Genomic DNA, 17,255 nt, shown 5'->3' on the forward strand with positions numbered 1-17,255 from the left:
CTTCGTGTTGTTCGGCTTCTTCATCCAGATGTTCCTGCTGTGCGCGGGCGCGTTCCTGGCTGGCGTGCTCCTGACCTGGCTGACCATGCGCTCCCGCGCGGTGCACGAGGTGCCGGTCGTCGGCCGCCTGTCGATCATGGAGGAACCGGTGCCGGTGCCTCCCGCGATCAAGGCGAACTCGCGGACGATGATGTTCCACACCCCGGAGTCGCCGTACTACAAGCGGATGAAGGGGGACGCGTTCTTCCACTCGCCGGAGGACGCGCGCCGAGCCGGCTACACGATGTGGACGCCGCGCCCCCGCATCCCGGCCACCGCGTCCTAGTTCGCGCGCAGCCAGGCGTCGAGCGCGAGGTAGTCGGCGTCGGTCAGGCCGTGGCGCGGGTCGACGCGGTGGAGCAGGGCGTTGGGGTGGTGCTCGGCGACCCAGGCGCGGTCCTTCCCGGTGATCTCGTCGTCGACCCAGGCGAACGGCCTGGTTCCCGCCAGCTCGACCAGGCCGCGCGTCTTCCAGTGCAGGCCGTCGCGTGGTTCATCGTCCACCCAGGTGGCCACCGGTAGCCGCGGCAGGCCGAGCAACGGGGCGATGTGCTCGTTCGCGTCGTCCATCCACGTCGTGGCCCAGACGAGTTCGCACGGCAGGGCTTTGAGCCACGGGCCGTGCAGCGGGTCGAGCCGGGCGAGGCCTGGGGTGCCGGGAACGCCGTCGCCGAACGGGAGCAGCGGGCCGTCGACGTCGAGGAACAGCAGCGGAAGAACGGTCACCGCGACACCGTAGGCTTGATCGCGTGATTCCCGACGTGATCAAGCCCGGGCTCGACGTGCTCTTCTGCGGCATCAACCCCGGCCTCGTGTCGGAGGCGACCGGGCACCACTTCGCCCGGCCGGGAAACCGGTTCTGGCCCGCCCTGCATTTGTCCGGGTTCACGCCGCGGCAGTTCGCGCCCGCGGAGCAGGAGCAGCTGCTCGACCTCAACCTCGGCATCACGAACGTCGTCGCGCGGCCATCCGCCAAAGCCGACGAATTAACAATTGACGAACTGAAGGCCGGTGGCATTGAGCTCGCCGAAAAGGTCGAGCGGTATTCACCGAAGGTTCTCGCGGTGCTCGGTGTGACGGTGTACCGGGCGGCGTTCAACCGCAAGAAAGCGCAGGTCGGGCCACAGACGGACCTGGTGGGCGGGGTGCGGGTGTGGGTGCTGCCCAATCCGAGCGGGTTGAACGCGCACTGGCAGTTGCCCGCGCTGGCGGAGGAGTTCGCGCGGGTCAAAGCGAGTCTGTGAACGAAAGTTCACATTCATGCCCACTGAAAGTGGGCGAGACGGGACAAACTCTGGTCTGGTTGCCTCGACATCTGCGTCCATTCGAGTGGCGTCACCCAGAAGTGGAACCGGGGATTGCCGGGCTGCGTCAGAATTTGGCAATGCCGCGCAGAACTTGGTGAATCTTCAACGCTGGTGGGGGCGCAGTGGAGGTCAGGATTCTCGGGCCGGTCGAGCCGTCGGTGCCGCCCAAGCCCGCACAGATCCTAGCGGTCTTGGCGGTCGAATGCGGACGGATCGTGCCCGTCGACCGGCTCATCGACCTCATCTGGGGTGAGGAGCCGCCGCCGCAGGCCCGCAAGTCGCTGCAGGTGCACATCAGCAGCCTTCGAAGGGCAGGGCTGCCGGTCGAGCACCGGGCCGCGGGGTACGTGCTGAGCGCCGAACCCGAGAACGTCGATCTGCATCTGTTCCGCAAGCTCGTGAGCCAGGCGAACGACGAGCCCGACCTCAAGGTCAAGGCCGAGACGCTGAACCGGGCGCTCAAGCTCTGGCGCGGCACGCCGGTCGTGTTCGCGCAGACGCTCGACGTGCAGAGGCTCGCGGCCGCGGAGCAGTGGGTCGACGCCGAGCTCGCGCTGGGGCGGCACGCCGAGCTGATCGACCCGGTCGGTGTCTTCGTCGCCGAGTACCCGCTGGCCGAGAAACTGCGTGGGCAGCTCATGACCGCGCTCGCGAGGGCCGGCCGCCGGGCCGACGCGATGCGGGTGTTCCGGGAGACGCGCAAGATCCTGGTCGACGAGCTGGGCGTCGAGCCGGGCGAGCAGCTGCAGCAGCTCTACCGCGACGTGCTCGAAGGCGCGCGCGAGAGCAGGCGCAACTACCTGCCGCGCGACGCCGGCGACTTCACCGGGCGCGACCGGGAACTGGGCAGGCTGCTCGACAGCGACGGCGGCGTCTGGTGGATCGAGGGGCCTGCCGGTGTCGGCAAGAGCGCGCTCGCGGTGCACGCGGCACACCGGCTCGCGGACCGGTACCCGGACGGGCAGCTGTTCGTGGATCTGCACTCGCCGTCCGGGGCGCTGGACTCGCTGCTGCGCGCCATGGACGTGCCCAGCGAGCGGATTCCCGAGTCAGCCGAGGAACGCGCGGCGCTGTGGCGGGCCACGGTCAGCGGCCGGCGCGTGGTGATCGTGCTGGACGGCGTGACGAGCGTGTCGCAGGTCCGGCCGCTCCTCCCCGGCAGTCCGGGCTGCCTCACGCTGATCACGAGCCGCAGCCGGTTGTGCGGACTGGAAGGCGTCCGGAGGATCCCCCTCGACGTCCTCAGCAGCGACGAAGCCGTCACGCTGCTCAAGCGCATCCTCGGCGACGACCGCGTCTCCGACGAACCCGACCAGGCGCAGGAAGTCGCGCGGCTGTGCGGATATCTGCCGCTCGCCGTGCGGATCACCGGTGCGCGGCTGGCCGGACGCGCGCACTGGCCGGTGTCGAAGCTGGTCAGACGACTGTCCGACGAGCGCAGCAGGCTCGACGAGCTCGTGGCGGACGACTTGGCGGTGCGGTCGAGTCTGGAACTGACCTACCGGGCGCTCGACGAGAACGTCCGGCAGGCGTACCGGATCTTCGGGTTCCTGGGACTGCCGGAGGTGCCGAGCTTCCTGTGGGTGCACCTGCTCGACGAGGACGTGCTCGACCAGCTCGTCGACGCACGGCTGCTCGACGTCATCGGCAGCGCGCGGTACCGGATGCACGAGCTGGTCCGGCTGCACGCCCGCGAGCTCGCGGAAGCCGAAGACCCGCAACGCGAACGCGAAGACGTTGTGCGCAGAGCGGTCGTCGCCGCATTGTCTACTGTGGACGGACTGACCGAGCAGCTCTTCCTCGCCGTGCCGCGCATGCAGGACTCGTTGGGCATAGTCGCCACCGCGGCGCGCCCCACCGACAAGGACGCCTGGTTCGCGCGCGAGGAGAACCTGCTGACGAGGCTCGTCGAACGCGCGGCGGAGCTCGGTCTCGCGGAGATCGCCTCGCAGCTCGCCGAGGTGCTGGTGTTCGCCTGGTTCGGGCTCAGAAACCGTTACGAGGCCTGGGAACGAACACACACAGCGGCGCTGGAAGCCGTGTGGAAGACCGGGGACGTGCGGCTGGAAGCGGTGCTGCGCTGCAGCCTCGGCCAGATGCACTACAAGCGGGACAACCTGAGCGAGGCGCGCGAGTGGTTCGACACCGCGCAGACGCTGTTCGTGAACCTGGGTGACAAGCGCGGCGAGGCCGTCGCGATGAACGGCATCGGCATGGTGTGCCGGGATCTCGGCGAGTACCCGTGCGCGTTGGAAGCCCTCAACAGGGCACGCGAGCTGCTGGAGTCGCACGATCCGGAAGGCGTCGCGCACGCCCTCTACGGAATCGGCTCCGTCAAAAGAGAACTCGGCGACGACGAGGGAGCGCAGGCCACCCTCGTGCTCGCTGAAACGACCTACCGCGCGGCGAAGAGCAGGAGAGGTGAAGCACTCGCGGCGCGCGGCATCGGGCTGATCCACCGTGCCCGTGGCGAGCTGGACCTCGCCGAGGAGCACATCGTGCGCGCCCACGAGCTGGTCGCGGGCACCGGAGACGAGCTGCTCGGCTGCTACACCGCCCAGGCCTGGGCGAAGGTGTTGATCCGCAAGGGTTTGTTCGACCCGGCCGAGGAGCTGATCGCCACCGCGCTGGACGGCTGCCGCGACGTCGGCGACCGGTTCGGCGAGGCGCTCGTCCGCCGCACGCTGGGGGAGTGGCGGCTCGCGGCCGGTGACCACGCCGGTGCGCGGGTGGTGCTGGCCGAGGCCCTGGCGTCGTGGACCGACTTGGGGCTGCCGTTGTGGCGGGCGCGAACGCTCAGGGACCTCGGTGCGGCCCACGCCTGCCTGGGGGACGTGCCAGGCGCGGACCGCTGCTGGGACGAGGCCGCCGGCCTGTTCACGCGACTGGGCACCCGTGAACTGGGGGAGGTGCACCAGTGGCGTGAACGGTGGCATTTCTCGAAAGCCCTCGCTACCAGCTGAACCAGCTAGATCAGCCGGTGATCTTGTTGTACTTCCACGGCGCGTAACCGCCGCTCTTCAGCGTCGCGATCGTCGTGGTCTCGTGGTCCATGTCGGTCGCGGTGCTGCCCTCCTCGTAGATCCAGACGGAGGTGTGCGCCGTGTTGGCCCACTTCTCGAACAGCTTCACGTGGCCGTTGCGCAGGATCATGTCGCCCGGCTTGAGGTTCGCCCACGCGATCTTCGTGGCGACCTCGTCCAAAGTGGACGTGTTGCGGCTCGTGGTGAGCTTCCACGCCATGGACACGAAGCCGGAGCAGTCCGTGCGGTACTGCTTGCCGTGGTTGACGTCCCACGCGTAGGCCGTCTGGCTGTACGGAACCTTGCGGTCCCACCAGTTCTTCGCCCGGCTGATGACCTCGGTGCGGCTGATCGAGCCGCCGTAGCTCGCGGCTGCGGCGTCGACCTGCTGGATGCCGACGGGCTCCTGCTCGCTGCCCTCCGGCGACGCCTGGGCGATGCCGGTGATGCCGGACAGCAGTCCGAGCGAGAGTGCGGTCGCCGCGACGGCGTGGCGAATGCGCATCTTTGTTGCTCCGATCCCCTGATGGATGACGACCGGGACTGTCCACGACCGCGCCAAAGAACGGCCAAAGGCCGATTTAGGCGTCTCTTTACCGCCTCTTCCTAGCTTCGGCCGCACCTTGGTTTGGGCATAAGGAGAGAGCATGTTCGTTCGCACGATCGCCGCTCTGATCGCGATGTTCGCGGCTCTGATCATCGGCGCGTCCGTCGCCTCGGCGGCGCCGGCCAAGTACACCCACGCACAGGCGACCGCGCAGCTGCGCGCGGCCGGCATCACCTGGTCGTCCAGCGGTGGCTGCAGCGACCGCAACCGCTCGAACTGCACGTCGTTCGAGCAGATCAACCAGACGACCATCGCGGGGATCAAGACGTTCAAGAGCGCTTCCGGCTGCGCGGTGAACATCTCCGGCGGCACCGAGACCGGTCACGCGTCGGGCACCTACTCGCACTGGAACGGGTACAAGGTGGACATCTCGTTGTCCAGCTGCGTCACCAACTACATCAAGAGCAAGTTCGCGTCCATCGGCGGCAACAAGTGGAAGTCGAACGCGGGCAACATCTACTACCTCGAGTCGAACCACTGGGACATCACGTACTTCAACTGCGGTTGCTGACGTGAGGTGCGGGCCGGTAGTAGTGGACGGGTGACCACACTCGGCGCTGTCTACCGGCCCCAGCTCCCGCCTGAGAACCTGCGTTCCGTCGTCCTCGCCGCGGAGGAGTCCGGTGTGGACTCGTTGTGGTTGTGGGAGGACTGCTTCCTGGAGAGCGGCATCGCGGCCGCGTCCGCCGCGCTCGCCTGGACCGAGCGCCTGAAGGTCGGTGTCGGACTGCTGCCGGTGCCGTTGCGCAACGTCGCGCTGACCGCGATGGAGGCCGCGACGCTGGACCGGCTCTTCGCCGGACGCGTCACGATCGGCGTCGGCCACGGCGTCCAGGACTGGATGGGCCAGGTCGGCGCGCGGGTCTCGTCGCCGCTGACTCTCCTGCGCGAGTACACGAACGCGTTGAAGGCACTGCTGGCCGGCGAGCGCGTCACCACGGATGGCCGCTACATCAAGCTGGCCGGCGTTGCGTTGGACTGGCCGCCGCACCAGCCGATGCCGATCTACGTGGGCGGACTCGGCGGGAAGACCTTGGACCTCGCCGGTGAGGTCGGCGACGGCACGATCCTCGACGCGTCAGCGGATCTCGACCGGGTCCGCACGATCAGCGCCTCCCGTGAGCACCCCGTGATCGTCTACGTCGAGACCGACTCGCGGGACCGCGCGTTCGTCGCGGACCTGGTCGCGCAGGTCGCCGAGGCGGGCGCTACCAGCGTGATCCTGCAGCAGTCGGCCACGAGTGAGGACCCCGAAGGGTTCGTGCGATTCGTGGGTTCACTCGATGGAGTGAGTGCATAGCGCGATAGATAACGGCGGATACCTCCTTGCGATGGAACGGTCATGGGCCTTTCGTCGCCGTTCGGGGAGGTAAGCATGTTCGGGCGCAAGAACCGCCGGGTCGCTGAGCTGGAGCGGGTCGTGGAAGGCCTGCAGGAGCTGCTCGCTCGAATCGGTGACGCCCGAACAGCGCAGACCTCCGCGCTGGAGGAGGTCGACCGCGCCGGAGCCGAGCTGGTGGCGTTGCGCCACCGGATCAAGAACGCGCGCGCCGAGCTGCAGCCGTTGAAGGAAGAGCTCACCTTCCAGCGCGCCGGGGTGTTCCGCGCCGAGGCGGCCCTGGACCACCAGGCGCAGCTCGACCTGATCCACGACGAGATGAAGACGCTGATCAAGACCGGTGCCGCGATCGACGGCGGCGCGCAGGTCACCTACAACGGGTCGGACGCCACCGGGCGCCGGCTCGTCGAGGACTGGTCGGCGCTGATGCTCCGCTCGTACAACTGCGAGGCCGAGAACTGCCTGCGCATGTTGCGAGCCGGTGGCCTGGACGCCGCCCGCAGGCGGCTCGATCGCGCGGCGTCGGCGATCGAGCGGCTCAGCGGCACGTTCGCCCTCCGGATCTCGCCGCGCTACCAGGCTCTTCGGTCCTACGAGCTGGAGCTCACCGCCGACCACCTGCAGCGCAAGGCGGAAAGCCGCCGAACGCGCCGGATTGCCTCCTGACACAACGGGTATCTCCCCTGGGTGGCTGAGGTCTCCCTGAACGTAGAAGCGCCCATCGACGACGTGTGGGCAGTGCTCGCCGACGGCTGGTCCTACGCGGGCTGGGTGGTGGGCGCGTCGCACATCCGCGACGTCGACAGCGGCTGGCCGAAACCCGGCACGCGCATCCACCACAGCGTCGGACTGTGGCCGCTGGTCGTCCAGGACACCACCGAGGTGGTGCGTTGCGAGCCCCCTCTCCTTCTCGAGCTCGACGCACGGCTGTGGCCCGTGGGCGCCGCACGGATCACTTTCACCCTGCACGCGCGGTCCCAGTCGCTCACCGAAGTGCGGATGGCAGAGCAGGTGGTGCGCGGCCCGTCGGCGTTCCTGCCGAAGTTTGCGCAGGACATCGTGCTGATTCCACGCAACAAGGAAACTTTGGGACGGCTGGACGCCCTGGCCCGCGGCCGCTCAGTGCCCTTTCACTAGTTAAGTAGTGAAAGGGTGATACGGTTGCCCCCATGAGCCAGAGGGAGCAACCGCCGGTGATGGCGGAGAACCTGGGGAAGAAGTACTCGCGGGGCTGGGCGTTGCGGGACTGCACGCTGCGGATCCCGGCAGGACGGATCGTCGCGCTCGTCGGGCCGAACGGCGCCGGCAAGAGCACGCTGATGGGCATGATCACCGGACTGCTCCGCCCGACGACGGGCCGGCTCTCGGTGTTCGGCGACGTGCCGAACGGGCGCGGGATGCACGCCTCGGTGGCGTTCCTGACGCAGGCCAAGCCGCTGTACCCGCAGTTCACCGTGGCCGAGACGCTCCGGTACGGCCGCAACGCCAACCCGGGGTGGGACCAGGAGTACGCGGAGGAGCTCGTCGAGAAGGCGAAGGTGCCGTTCGGCGCGAGGGTCGGGACGCTGTCGGGCGGTCAGCGCACTCGGGTGGCGCTGGCGCTGGCGCTGGGGAAGCGGCCGCGGCTGCTGATGCTGGACGAGCCGCTCGCCGACCTCGACCCGCTGGCTCGCGAGACCGTGCTGCAGACGTTGGTGGACGAGGCCAAGACGCAGGGCATCACCGTGTTGTTGTCGTCGCACGTGCTGGCGGAGCTGGAGGACGTGTGCGACCACCTGGTGCTGCTGACGTCCGGACGGGTCCGCCTGGCCGGTGACGTCGACGAGCTGCTGCGCGAACACCCGCAGACGAGCCTCAGCCAGCTCGCGTTGGCGCACATGCGCGAGGAGGTGGCGGCGTGACCTGGATCGTGTGGCGGCAGCAGCGGCCGGTGTTCATCACGCTCGCGATCGGACTGGTCGTGGCGGTGGGGGCCGTCCTGTTGCTGCGGGCGGGGATGGTCGCGGATCTGAGCGCCCGCAACCTCCTGGACTGCGTGAGCAAGGGCCTGGAAGCGTGTCGTGGCAACGCGGCGAACGAGTTCCAGAACACCTGGTTCGACAGGATGCACCTCGCGGAGGCCGCCGTGATCGCGGCTCCCGCGCTGATGGGCGTCTTCGTCGGTGCGCCGTTGTTCGCGCGTGAGTTCGAGCAGGGCACCCACGCGCTGGCGTTCACCCAGTCGGTCAGCCGGACGCGCTGGATGGCCACCAAGTTCCTCGTCGCCGTGGTACCCGCGCTGGTGTTCGTGGTCGTGTTCCAGCTCGTCGTGCACAGCTGGCTGGACGCGGCCGGTCAGCTCGGGCCGTTGGCGACGGGGCCGTTCTACTTCACGACCTTCGAGGCTCAAGGCGTGTCGCCGATCGCGTACACGTTGTTCGCCTACACGCTCGGCATGTTCGCGGGCGCGCTCTTCAAGCGGACGCTCGTGGCGATGTCGTTGACGCTCGGCGTCTTCGTCGTCGCGCGGTTCGTGCTCACCGGCGTGCGGGAGTTCCTGATCACGCCGACCCGCCTGGTGTCGGACGATCCGACCCTGTCCGCCTTCCCCGAACGAGGTCCGCTGATCGTGGAATCGGGTTTCCTCGACGCCAAGGGCGCGGTGATCGCGGATCCGGCGCCGCTGATGAACTGCGGTTCCAAGGGCGACGCGCCCGTGGTGACGGACTACGCCACCTGCTACAAGCAGAACGGTCTCGCGCAGAGGTACGCGGACGTCATCCCGGTCGACCAGGTGGGAACGCTGCACCTGCTGGAGGCGTCGATCTTCATCGGGCTCGCGGTGCTGTTCGTGCTGGGCGCGGTGTGGGCCGTGCGCAGGCAGGTATGAGCGGGTGGACACCTATGCTGAGCGGCGTGATCGAGTTTCGCATCGATCGGCACTCCGGGGTGTCCACCTATCTCCAGATCGCCGCGCAGGTCAAGCAGGCCATGCGGATGGGGTTGCTGGGACCCGGGGACAAGCTGCCGACGGCACGGGAGGTGGTGGAGGCCACCAGGGTCAACCCCAACACCGTGCTGAAGGCGTACCGCGAGCTGGAGCACGAGGGTCTCGTCGAGGGCAGGCGGGGGATGGGCACGTTCATCACCGCGTCGTTGGCTTCCGATGCCGCTCAAGGGCCCTTGCGGCAGGACCTGGACCAGTGGATGGGCCGCGCGGCCGGCGAGGGCTTGTCCGGCGACGAGGTCGACGCGATCTACACGGACGTGCGGTCGGCGCACTACTGAAGTCCCCAAGAATGTCCACTGTGGAGTTGGGATGAACGTCAGCCCGGTGCACGCTGAGGGCGTGGCCAAGCACTTCGGCCGCGTGCGCGCGCTCGACGACTGCTCGTTCTCGTTGCCTCCCGGCAGCGTGACCGGGCTCGTGGGGCCGAACGGGGCGGGCAAGTCGACGTTGCTCTCGCTGATCGCGGGGCTGGCGCGGCCTTCTCGTGGTTCGGTGAGCGTGCACGGGACGCCCGTGCGTGGCCGCATGCACCCTGATGTGTCTTTGCTGACCCAGAAACGGCCGTTGTACGAGCAGTTCACCGTGCGCGAGATGATGCGTGCCGGTGCGGCCATGAACGACCGCTGGTCTGCTGATCGCGCGTTCGAGGTGCTCGATCTCCTTGCGGGCGTGGACAAAGACGCTCAGGTGCGCACGCTGTCCGCCGGTGCGCGCACACAGGTCGCCATCGCGTTTGCGTTGGGACGGCTGCCGAAGGTGTTGCTATTGGACGAGCCGTTGTCCGACCTCGACCCGTTGGCGCGCGACGAGACGTTGCGGATCGTCATGACCGATGTCGCCGAGCGGGGCACGACGGTGCTGTTGTCGTCGCACCTCTTGACCGACCTCGGCGACGTGTGCGACCACCTGTTGCTGCTCGACGAGGGCCGCGTGCAGGTCTCCGGCGACATCGACGACATCCTGGCCGCGCACCAGGTCGTCGTCGGGCCGGCTGACGTGTCGTTGGAGACCGACGGTGTCGTGGTCGACTCCTCACACGCGGCGCGGCAGACGACGGCGTTGGTGCGCGGTGGATCGGTGCCTTCCGGTTGGGAGAGCACGCATCCCGACCTGGAGGGCCTGGTGATGGGGTATCTGCGGGCGTCGCGAACCCGTCGGTCGGTCCGTCAGTAGAGCGCTTTGTGGGCGCCCTGGATCAGGGTTTTGTAGAGCTCGCCCGCGATGCCCCAGCGGGTGAGCGCCGCCCGTGCCGCGTTCGCTCCCGCCGCGCCGTGCACGCCGCCGCCCGGCCACGCCGAGCAGCCCGCGAGGTAGAGGCGGTCGAACGGGGTGTCCGCGCGGCCCAGGCCAGGTACCGGGCGGAAGATCAGCTGCTGGTGGATCGCGGACGTGCCGCCGTTGACCGAGCCGATGTCCTGCGGGCCCAGGACGGAGCGCTGCAGGATGCGGGTGCGGAAGCCCGGGGCGCGTTCCTCGATCATCAGCTCGATGCGGTCGGCGCGGCGCTTCAGGCGGTCCGGGGTCCAGTTTCCGTTCAGGGGTACGTGGGTGTAGGCCCAGGCGGCTTCGGTGCCGGCGGGGGAGCGTGACGGGTCGGTCGTCGTCATCTGGCCGATGAGCATGAACGGGTTGCGCGGGACCTTGCCGCACGCGAGTTCGTGGGCGACGGTGGCGAGGCCGTTGACGTCGCCGCCGAGGTGGATGGTGCCTGCCTGGGCGGCTTCCGGGTTGGTCCACGGGATCGGGCCGGACAGCGCCCAGTCGACCTTGATCGTGTCGCCGTCCCACTGGAACTTCCTGAGGTCGTCGGCGAGCTTGCCGGGCAGTGCGTCCCCGCCGATGAGGTCCAGATAGAGGTTCGGGGCCGGGATGTCGGCGATGACGGCTCGTCGTGCGCGCACGACCGAACCATCTGCCAGACGCACACCCACGGCGACACCGCGCGCGTGCAGAACGGAAGCCACCCGCGTGTCCGTCTCGATGCGGCCGCCGTAACGACGTACGAGAGAGGCGGTCAGCTCGCGCGCGCCGCCGTGGGGGACCGGGTTGCCGACGTCCTGCGCGAGCATGGTGAGCAGCCAGCCGAAGCCCGCGCCGCCGGCCTGGTCGGGGCCGAGGTCCGTGTGCATCGTGTTACCCGCCAGCAACACACGTGCGCCCTCGCCCTCGAACAACTCCTCGCCCAGACGCCGCACCGGCATCGTCAACCGGCGCGCCAGTCGCAGGGCGTCACCGAGACCTGCGGCCTTCAAGAGAGAAAGGCCGCCACGCACCGGTGGGAACGGGCGCAGCAGCGACTCCAGCACGGCGTCACGAACGGAGAGCCAGCGCGCGTACTCGGACTCCCAGCGGTCGGCGTCGGCATGCGCGAACGTGCCGACGGACTTCGCGGTGGCCTCGACCTCGCGAGAGAGGAGAGCGACCCGGTCGTCCGGCAGCACGTGGGCGAGCACGGCCGGTGCGTGCTGCCACTGCACGTCGAGGTTCAACGCGCCGAGGACGGGCGAGCCGAGGCCGAGGGGGTAGAACGCGCTGTAGACGTCGTTCGTGAAGCCGGGCGCGGTGATCTCGGCCGACGCGACGGCGCCGCCGGGCTTGGCGCGCTGCTCCAGCACCAGCACGTCCCAGCCCGCGTCCGCCAGCAGAGTCGCCGCGACCAGGCCGTTCGGGCCGGAGCCGATGACGACCGCGTCCACAGTGTCAGTTTTGGCCACGCAGCCCTCCCATTGCTGTGATGACCTCGCGCAGCACATCACGCGCGTCGTGTTCGGGCCACCATTCCAGATCTTGGTGCGCTCGGGTGGTCCTCACCAGAGGTGCCTGGTCGGCCATCCGGACCCATTCGGGCGTGAGCGGCTGGATCCCGAGCCGTGCCGTCGCGCCCGCCAGCTTCTCGATCACCGGGTACGGGACGGCGAGCTTTCCCGCCCCGACGCGGTCAGCGATCATCGGCGCGGTCAGCACCGGTTCGGAGGCGAGGTTGAACGCGCCCAACGCACGTCGGTGCACTATCTGCACGATCGCGCGCGCCACGTCGTCGGAGTGCACGAGCTGTAGGCGCAGGTCGTTCCACAACGGGATCGGCAGCAACGGCAGCAGGCGCGGGGAGAGCCAACGGCTGAGGATCCACCGTCGCAGCTGCTGCGCCGACGACGCCTGCGCGATCCCGCACGGCCTGATGACCGTGCACGGCAACGGATAGCGGCTGATCATCTCCTCCAACCGCACCTTGTGCGCGCTGTACGTGCTGCCGGGAATGCCCGTCACGGGCCATGACTCGTCCACACGGCTGTAGCGCGCTGTCGGTGCGTATGCGGCCACCGACGACGCGCAGATCAGATGCCCGACCTCTTCTTTGATGCAGGCAGCGAGCACGTGCTCGCTGCCGTCGACGTTCGTCTGGCGATCAGTCGGTTTGATCGCCCACGCCAGGTGCACGACTACGTCGGCACCGCGGATGGCGTCCCTTAACGACGAGAGGGTGCGCACGTCCACACCGATGTCGTCGAAATCGAGGTGACGCCGTAGCGCGGTGCCGACGTTGCCGCTGCCGCCGGTGACGGCGATCCTCACCCGAGCACCTTGCGGATCGCGTCCCGGGCCTTGTCCACCACGGCGACGATCGGGCCGAGCGCCAGGTTCGCGATCGGGCTCTCGACGCCGGGATGCGGGCGGGTCGGCGCGATGGCTTCGGCGGCCTCGACCGCGCGCGCCATCCGTTCGAGTCGCTCTTGGTCGTGCACCTTGCGCAGCAGCGGGAACTCGGCCTGCTCCTCGTGGTCCGCATGAGCGAGCACGTCGTCGCGAAGCTGCACGAGCAGAGTGTCGAAGCCTTCGGCCTCGGGCCCCATGTCGTTCATCGTGCTGAGGAGTTCCTTGGCACGTCGCTCCTCCGCGACCCGTGCGTCCACGACGGGTTCGCCACCGCTCACGCGCCTGATCGCGGGGTGGACGATCTCCTCCTCCGCCGTCTCATGGACCGAAAGCAGACGTACGAGCCGATGCCACGCGTCTGTGCGTTCGTCCCCAACGGCGGTCTCGACTTCGGCGAACAGCGTCCGGATGGTCGCGTGCTGGCGGTGCAGCAAGGTGATCACGTCATCAGCCATGCCGCTCGGGTACCCGAAATGTGATCGACAACGCCGTATCTCATTTCGTTCGGCGCCGAAGAACTAGCACACTGTGTAGTCGAACGGTAGTCACATGAACCTAACAATCCTGTGTCACGTACCACATAGAGAGGCAATATGTGACTGCTCAACGAATACTGAGCTACCGCTTAGTATGTTCGACTCTGATCTTTTGACAAGGACTGCTGCATGCCCTTCCGCCGCCGTGCACTGCCCACCGCCTTAGCGCTCGCCGTCCTCGTGGCCGGCTGTGGCGCGAAGGAGGAGGAGAAACCCCAGGTCAAGACCGGGCCGGGCGTAACAGCGGACACGATCTCGCTCGGCATCCTCACCGACATGACGGGTCCGTTCAAAGCGTCCGCGATGACCCGCATGAAGGGCTACGAGCTGTACCTGAAGCAGGTCAACGACCGCGGGGGCATCTGCGGCCGGCGGGTCGAGCTCAAGGTGAAGGACCACGCGTACGACGTGCAGAAGGCGCTCGACGCCTACTTCGACCTGGAACCGCAGGTCCTGGGCCTGCTGGAGCTCGCGGGCACGCCGATGACCGCGGCGATCGAACCCGACATCATGCAGACCCGCACGCTGACCGCGCCCGCGAGCTGGGCCGCGTCGCTGCTCGGCAACCCGCACATGATGATCGTGGGCACGACCTACGACCTCGACGTCATCAACGGACTTGATCACTACAAGCGGCGTGGCGTGATCAAGGAAGGCGACACGATCGGCCACGTGTACGTGACGGGCAGCTACGGCGACAACGCCGTCGAGGGCAGCCGGTTCGTCGGGCAGCAGTGGAACATGAAGATCGCCGAGCAGCCGATCGACGAGACCAGGGCCGACCTGTCGCAGCAGATCGCCGCGCTGAAGGCCCAGGGTGCCAAGGCGATCGTGCTGAGCACCGCGCCCGCGCAGACCGCCGCCGCCGTGGGTGTCGCCGCGGCGATGAAGTGGGACGTGCCGTTCATGGTCAACGTCGTGGGCTACGACCCCGCGCTGCTGGACTCGCCGGTCGCGGCCGCCGTGGAGAAGCAGGTGTCCGTGGTGACGTCCGTGGCGCCGTACACCAGCACCCAGCCCGGCCCGCGCGAGGTTGCGGCGGCGTTCAGCAAGAACTACCCGAACGACAAGCCCGCGCTGTACGTCGACCACGGCTACACGGTCGCGAAGGTGTTCCTCTCGGTCGTGGAGAAGGCCTGCAAGAGCGGCGACCTGACGCGTGACGGCGTGCTGAGGGCGTTCCACGACACCAACGGCCTGGACACGCAGGGCCTCACGGGCACGCTGCACTACTCGCTGGTCGGCCGGCCCTCGTCCACGCAGTCGTACATCACCAAGGTCGACAGGTCGGCGCCCGGTGGTCTGACGACCGTCGAGGAGCTCTTCGAGTCCGAGCTGGTGAAGGCCAAGGGCACGCGAGCCAAGTAGCCACACGAAAAAGGCCCCTCCCGACGCTGGGAGGGGCCTTTTCTCGTTGGACTACTTGCCGAAGCCGGCCTTGCGGAGCGCGTCCGCCATCGAGCCGCTCGCGGGCGGGGGCGAGTTGCGCTGCTGGCCGCCACGCTGCTGCTGCCCGCCACGCTGCTGCGGACGGCCGCCGCGGTCACGACCACCGCCACCACCGCCCTGCTGCTTCGGCGCCGGCTTGCCCGGCTCGTCGGTCAGCCGCAGCGTCAGGCCGATGCGCTTGCGGGCCTCGTCGACCTCCAGCACCTTCACCCGCACCACGTCGCCGGACTTCACGACGTCGCGCGGGTCCTTCACGTAGGTGTTGGACAGGGCCGAGATGTGCACGAGGCCGTCCTGGTGCACGCCGATGTCCACGAACGCGCCGAACGCGGCCACGTTCGTCACGACGCCCTCCAGCACCATGCCGGGCTTGAGGTCGGCGATCTTCTCGACGCCGTCGGCGAAGGTCGCGGTCTTGAAGGCCGGACGCGGGTCGCGGCCGGGCTTCTCCAGTTCGCGCAGGATGTCCGTGACCGTCGGCAGACCGAACTGCTCGTCCACGAACTGCTCAGGACGCAGCTTCGTGAGCACCGCGGTGTTGCCGATGAGCTCGGCGCCGGCCGCGGACTGCATCTTCCGCACCACCGGGTACGCCTCGGGGTGCACGGAGGAGGCGTCGAGCGGCTCGTCACCGCCGCGGATCTTGAGGAAGCCCGCGCACTGCTCGAACGCCTTGGGGCCGAGCCGGGCGACCTCCATGAGCGACTTGCGGGTCTTGAACGGACCGTTCGTGTCGCGGTGCAGCACGATGTTCTCCGCGAGCCCGGCGGTGATGCCGGAGACGCGGGTCAGCAGCGGTACCGACGCCGTGTTCAGGTCGACGCCGACCGCGTTCACGCAGTCCTCGACCACCGCGTCGAGCGACCGCGACAGCTTCGCCTCTGCCAGGTCGTGCTGGTACTGGCCGACACCGATGGACTTCGGGTCGATCTTCACCAGCTCGGCCAGCGGGTCCTGCAGACGGCGAGCGATCGAGACCGCGCCGCGGATCGACACGTCGAGACCCGGCAGCTCGGACGACGCGTACGCGGAAGCCGAGTAGACCGACGCGCCCGCCTCGGAGACGACGATCTTGGTGAGGTTCAGCTCCGGGTGACGCTTGATCAGGTCGGCGGCCAGCTTGTCGGTCTCCCGGGAAGCCGTGCCGTTGCCGATCGCGATCAGGTCGACGTTGTGCTGCTTGGCCAGCACCGCGAGCTTGGCGATCGACTCGTCCCAGCGGTTCGCGGGCACGTGCGGCTGGATGACGCCGTGCGCGACGACCTTGCCGGTGGCGTCGACGACCGCGACCTTCACGCCGGTGCGGTAGCCGGGGTCGAGACCCATCGTGGCGCGCGTGCCGGCCGGGGCGGCCAGCAGCAGGTCGCGCAGGTTCGACGCGAACACCTTCACGGCCTCGTCCTCGGCGAACGAGCGCAGGCGTCCGCGCAGGTCGATGCCCAGGTGGACCAAAATCCTGGTCCGCCACGCCCAGCGCACGGTGTCGGTGAGCCACTTGTCGCCGGGGCGGCCGCGGTCGTCGATGCCGAACTTCGAAGCGATCCGGACCTCGAACGTCGACGGACCTTCCTCGCGCGGCTCCTCCGGCTCCAGGACGAGGTCGAGGACCTCCTCCTTCTCGCCGCGGAACAGCGCCAGGATGCGGTGCGACGGGAGCTTCGCGAACGGCTCGTCGAACTCGAAGTAGTCCGCGAACTTGGCGCCCTCGGTCTCCTTGCCCTCGCGGACCTTGGAGACGACGCGGCCGCGGGTCCACATCTGCTCGCGCAGCTCGCCGATCAGGTCGCCGTCCTCGCCGAACCGCTCGACCAGGATGGCCCGCGCGCCCTGCAGAGCGGCCGCGGCGTCCGCGACCTCCTTCGCCGGATCGACGAACTTCGCGGCTTCTTCCTGCGGGTTCAGGTTCGGGTCGCCCAGCAGCGCGTCGGCCAGCGGTTCGAGCCCGGCCTCCTTCGCGATCTGGGCCTTCGTGCGGCGCTTCTGCTTGTACGGCAGGTAGAGGTCCTCGAGCCGCGCCTTGGAGTCGGCGGCGAGGATCTGCGCTTCCAGGGCGTCGTTCAGCTTGCCCTGCTCGCGGATCGAGTTGAGGACGGCCGCGCGGCGCTCCTCCAGTTCGCGCAGGTAGCCGAGCCGCTCCTCGAGCGTGCGCAGCTGGGCGTCGTCGAGACCGCCGGTCGCCTCCTTGCGGTAGCGGGCGACGAACGGGACGGTCGCGCCACCGTCGAGCAGTTCGACAGCAGAGCTGACCTGGCCGCTGGCCACGCCGAGCTCGTCAGCGATCTTCTGGTGGATGAGCGTTGTCACAGCGCGCC

The 17,255-nt window shown here is 68.7% G+C and carries 18 protein-coding genes; 12 read left to right on the forward strand and 6 right to left on the reverse strand.

What is annotated here, in order from left to right:
• Positions 1-4 precede the first annotated feature (4 nt).
• Positions 5-325, forward strand: coding sequence for a hypothetical protein (locus ABZX92_RS12995; RefSeq protein WP_355557569.1), 321 nt, complete (start codon positions 5-7; stop codon positions 323-325).
• Here ABZX92_RS12995 and ABZX92_RS13000 read toward each other — a convergent pair.
• On the reverse strand, positions 322-765 hold the full coding sequence (locus ABZX92_RS13000) for an HAD domain-containing protein (RefSeq protein WP_355557572.1): 444 nt from the start codon (positions 763-765) through the stop codon (positions 322-324). The genes ABZX92_RS12995 and ABZX92_RS13000 overlap by 4 nt on opposite strands.
• Before the next feature lie 23 nt (positions 766-788).
• Here ABZX92_RS13000 and mug point away from each other — a divergent pair, with 23 nt between their 5' ends.
• Both mug and ABZX92_RS13010 read left to right on the forward strand, forming a co-directional pair.
• On the forward strand, positions 789-1,283 hold the full coding sequence (gene mug, locus ABZX92_RS13005; RefSeq protein ID WP_355557575.1) for a G/U mismatch-specific DNA glycosylase: 495 nt from the start codon (positions 789-791) through the stop codon (positions 1,281-1,283).
• A 185-nt stretch (positions 1,284-1,468) separates the two neighbouring features.
• Positions 1,469-4,309, forward strand: coding sequence for a BTAD domain-containing putative transcriptional regulator (locus ABZX92_RS13010; RefSeq protein WP_355557578.1), 2,841 nt, complete (start codon positions 1,469-1,471; stop codon positions 4,307-4,309).
• 10 nt (positions 4,310-4,319) lie between these two features.
• Here ABZX92_RS13010 and ABZX92_RS13015 read toward each other — a convergent pair whose 3' ends face one another.
• Entirely contained in the window at positions 4,320-4,874 is a 555-nt protein-coding gene (locus ABZX92_RS13015; protein WP_355557581.1) for a hypothetical protein, read from the reverse strand.
• A 142-nt stretch (positions 4,875-5,016) separates the two neighbouring features.
• On the opposite strand from ABZX92_RS13015, the gene ABZX92_RS13020 reads away from it, so the two are divergent.
• The 8 genes from ABZX92_RS13020 to ABZX92_RS13055 all read left to right on the forward strand — a co-directional run bounded on the left by ABZX92_RS13020 (position 5,017) and on the right by ABZX92_RS13055 (position 10,477).
• Entirely contained in the window at positions 5,017-5,487 is a 471-nt protein-coding gene (locus ABZX92_RS13020) for a hypothetical protein (protein WP_355557584.1), read from the forward strand.
• Positions 5,488-5,517: 30 nt separating this feature from the next.
• Positions 5,518-6,276 carry an LLM class flavin-dependent oxidoreductase gene (locus ABZX92_RS13025; RefSeq protein WP_355557586.1) on the forward strand — a complete coding sequence of 253 codons (759 nt, stop codon included), beginning with the start codon at positions 5,518-5,520 and terminating at the stop codon, positions 6,274-6,276.
• Positions 6,277-6,351: 75 nt separating this feature from the next.
• Positions 6,352-6,981 (forward strand): DUF4041 domain-containing protein, encoded by a 630-nt coding sequence (locus ABZX92_RS13030; RefSeq protein ID WP_355557589.1) that lies wholly within the window; start codon positions 6,352-6,354, stop codon positions 6,979-6,981.
• 21 nt (positions 6,982-7,002) lie between these two features.
• Entirely contained in the window at positions 7,003-7,452 is a 450-nt protein-coding gene (locus ABZX92_RS13035) for an SRPBCC family protein (RefSeq protein ID WP_355557592.1), read from the forward strand.
• Between the two features lie 32 nt (positions 7,453-7,484).
• Positions 7,485-8,216, forward strand: a complete 732-nt coding sequence (locus ABZX92_RS13040; RefSeq protein WP_355557595.1) for an ABC transporter ATP-binding protein — start codon at positions 7,485-7,487, stop codon at positions 8,214-8,216.
• Positions 8,213-9,184: a hypothetical protein gene (locus tag ABZX92_RS13045; RefSeq protein WP_355557598.1), complete on the forward strand. Its 972-nt coding sequence runs from the start codon at positions 8,213-8,215 to the stop codon at positions 9,182-9,184. Before ABZX92_RS13040 ends, ABZX92_RS13045 begins: the two co-directional genes overlap by 4 nt.
• Before the next feature lie 26 nt (positions 9,185-9,210).
• Positions 9,211-9,582 carry a GntR family transcriptional regulator gene (locus ABZX92_RS13050; protein ID WP_355557602.1) on the forward strand — a complete coding sequence of 124 codons (372 nt, stop codon included), beginning with the start codon at positions 9,211-9,213 and terminating at the stop codon, positions 9,580-9,582.
• A 31-nt stretch (positions 9,583-9,613) separates the two neighbouring features.
• Positions 9,614-10,477: an ABC transporter ATP-binding protein gene (locus ABZX92_RS13055; protein ID WP_355557605.1), complete on the forward strand. Its 864-nt coding sequence runs from the start codon at positions 9,614-9,616 to the stop codon at positions 10,475-10,477.
• Here ABZX92_RS13055 and ABZX92_RS13060 read toward each other — a convergent pair.
• Genes ABZX92_RS13060 through ABZX92_RS13070 form a run of 3 tightly spaced genes read right to left on the reverse strand, consistent with a single transcriptional unit; the run spans position 10,471 to position 13,413 of the window.
• Positions 10,471-12,057 carry an NAD(P)/FAD-dependent oxidoreductase gene (locus ABZX92_RS13060; RefSeq protein ID WP_355557608.1) on the reverse strand — a complete coding sequence of 529 codons (1,587 nt, stop codon included), beginning with the start codon at positions 12,055-12,057 and terminating at the stop codon, positions 10,471-10,473. The two genes, ABZX92_RS13055 and ABZX92_RS13060, sit on opposite strands and share 7 nt — an antisense overlap.
• Entirely contained in the window at positions 12,005-12,877 is an 873-nt protein-coding gene (locus ABZX92_RS13065) for an NAD-dependent epimerase/dehydratase family protein (protein WP_355557610.1), read from the reverse strand. Before ABZX92_RS13065 ends, ABZX92_RS13060 begins: the two co-directional genes overlap by 53 nt.
• The gene (locus tag ABZX92_RS13070; RefSeq protein WP_355557612.1) at positions 12,874-13,413 is read right to left on the reverse strand and encodes a hemerythrin domain-containing protein; all 540 of its coding nucleotides are present in this window, start codon (positions 13,411-13,413) and stop codon (positions 12,874-12,876) included. The genes ABZX92_RS13065 and ABZX92_RS13070 overlap by 4 nt, the downstream gene beginning before the upstream one ends.
• A gap of 210 nt (positions 13,414-13,623) precedes the next feature.
• Here ABZX92_RS13070 and ABZX92_RS13075 point away from each other — a divergent pair, with 210 nt between their 5' ends.
• Entirely contained in the window at positions 13,624-14,862 is a 1,239-nt protein-coding gene (locus tag ABZX92_RS13075) for an ABC transporter substrate-binding protein (RefSeq protein WP_355557614.1), read from the forward strand.
• A 51-nt stretch (positions 14,863-14,913) separates the two neighbouring features.
• Here ABZX92_RS13075 and ABZX92_RS13080 read toward each other — a convergent pair whose 3' ends face one another.
• Positions 14,914-17,247, reverse strand: a complete 2,334-nt coding sequence (locus tag ABZX92_RS13080; protein WP_355557617.1) for a Tex family protein — start codon at positions 17,245-17,247, stop codon at positions 14,914-14,916.
• Positions 17,248-17,255 lie beyond the last annotated feature (8 nt).

It is taken from the genome of Lentzea sp. NPDC006480 (assembly GCF_040611995.1).
Classification (GTDB): Bacteria; Actinomycetota; Actinomycetes; order Mycobacteriales; family Pseudonocardiaceae; genus Lentzea.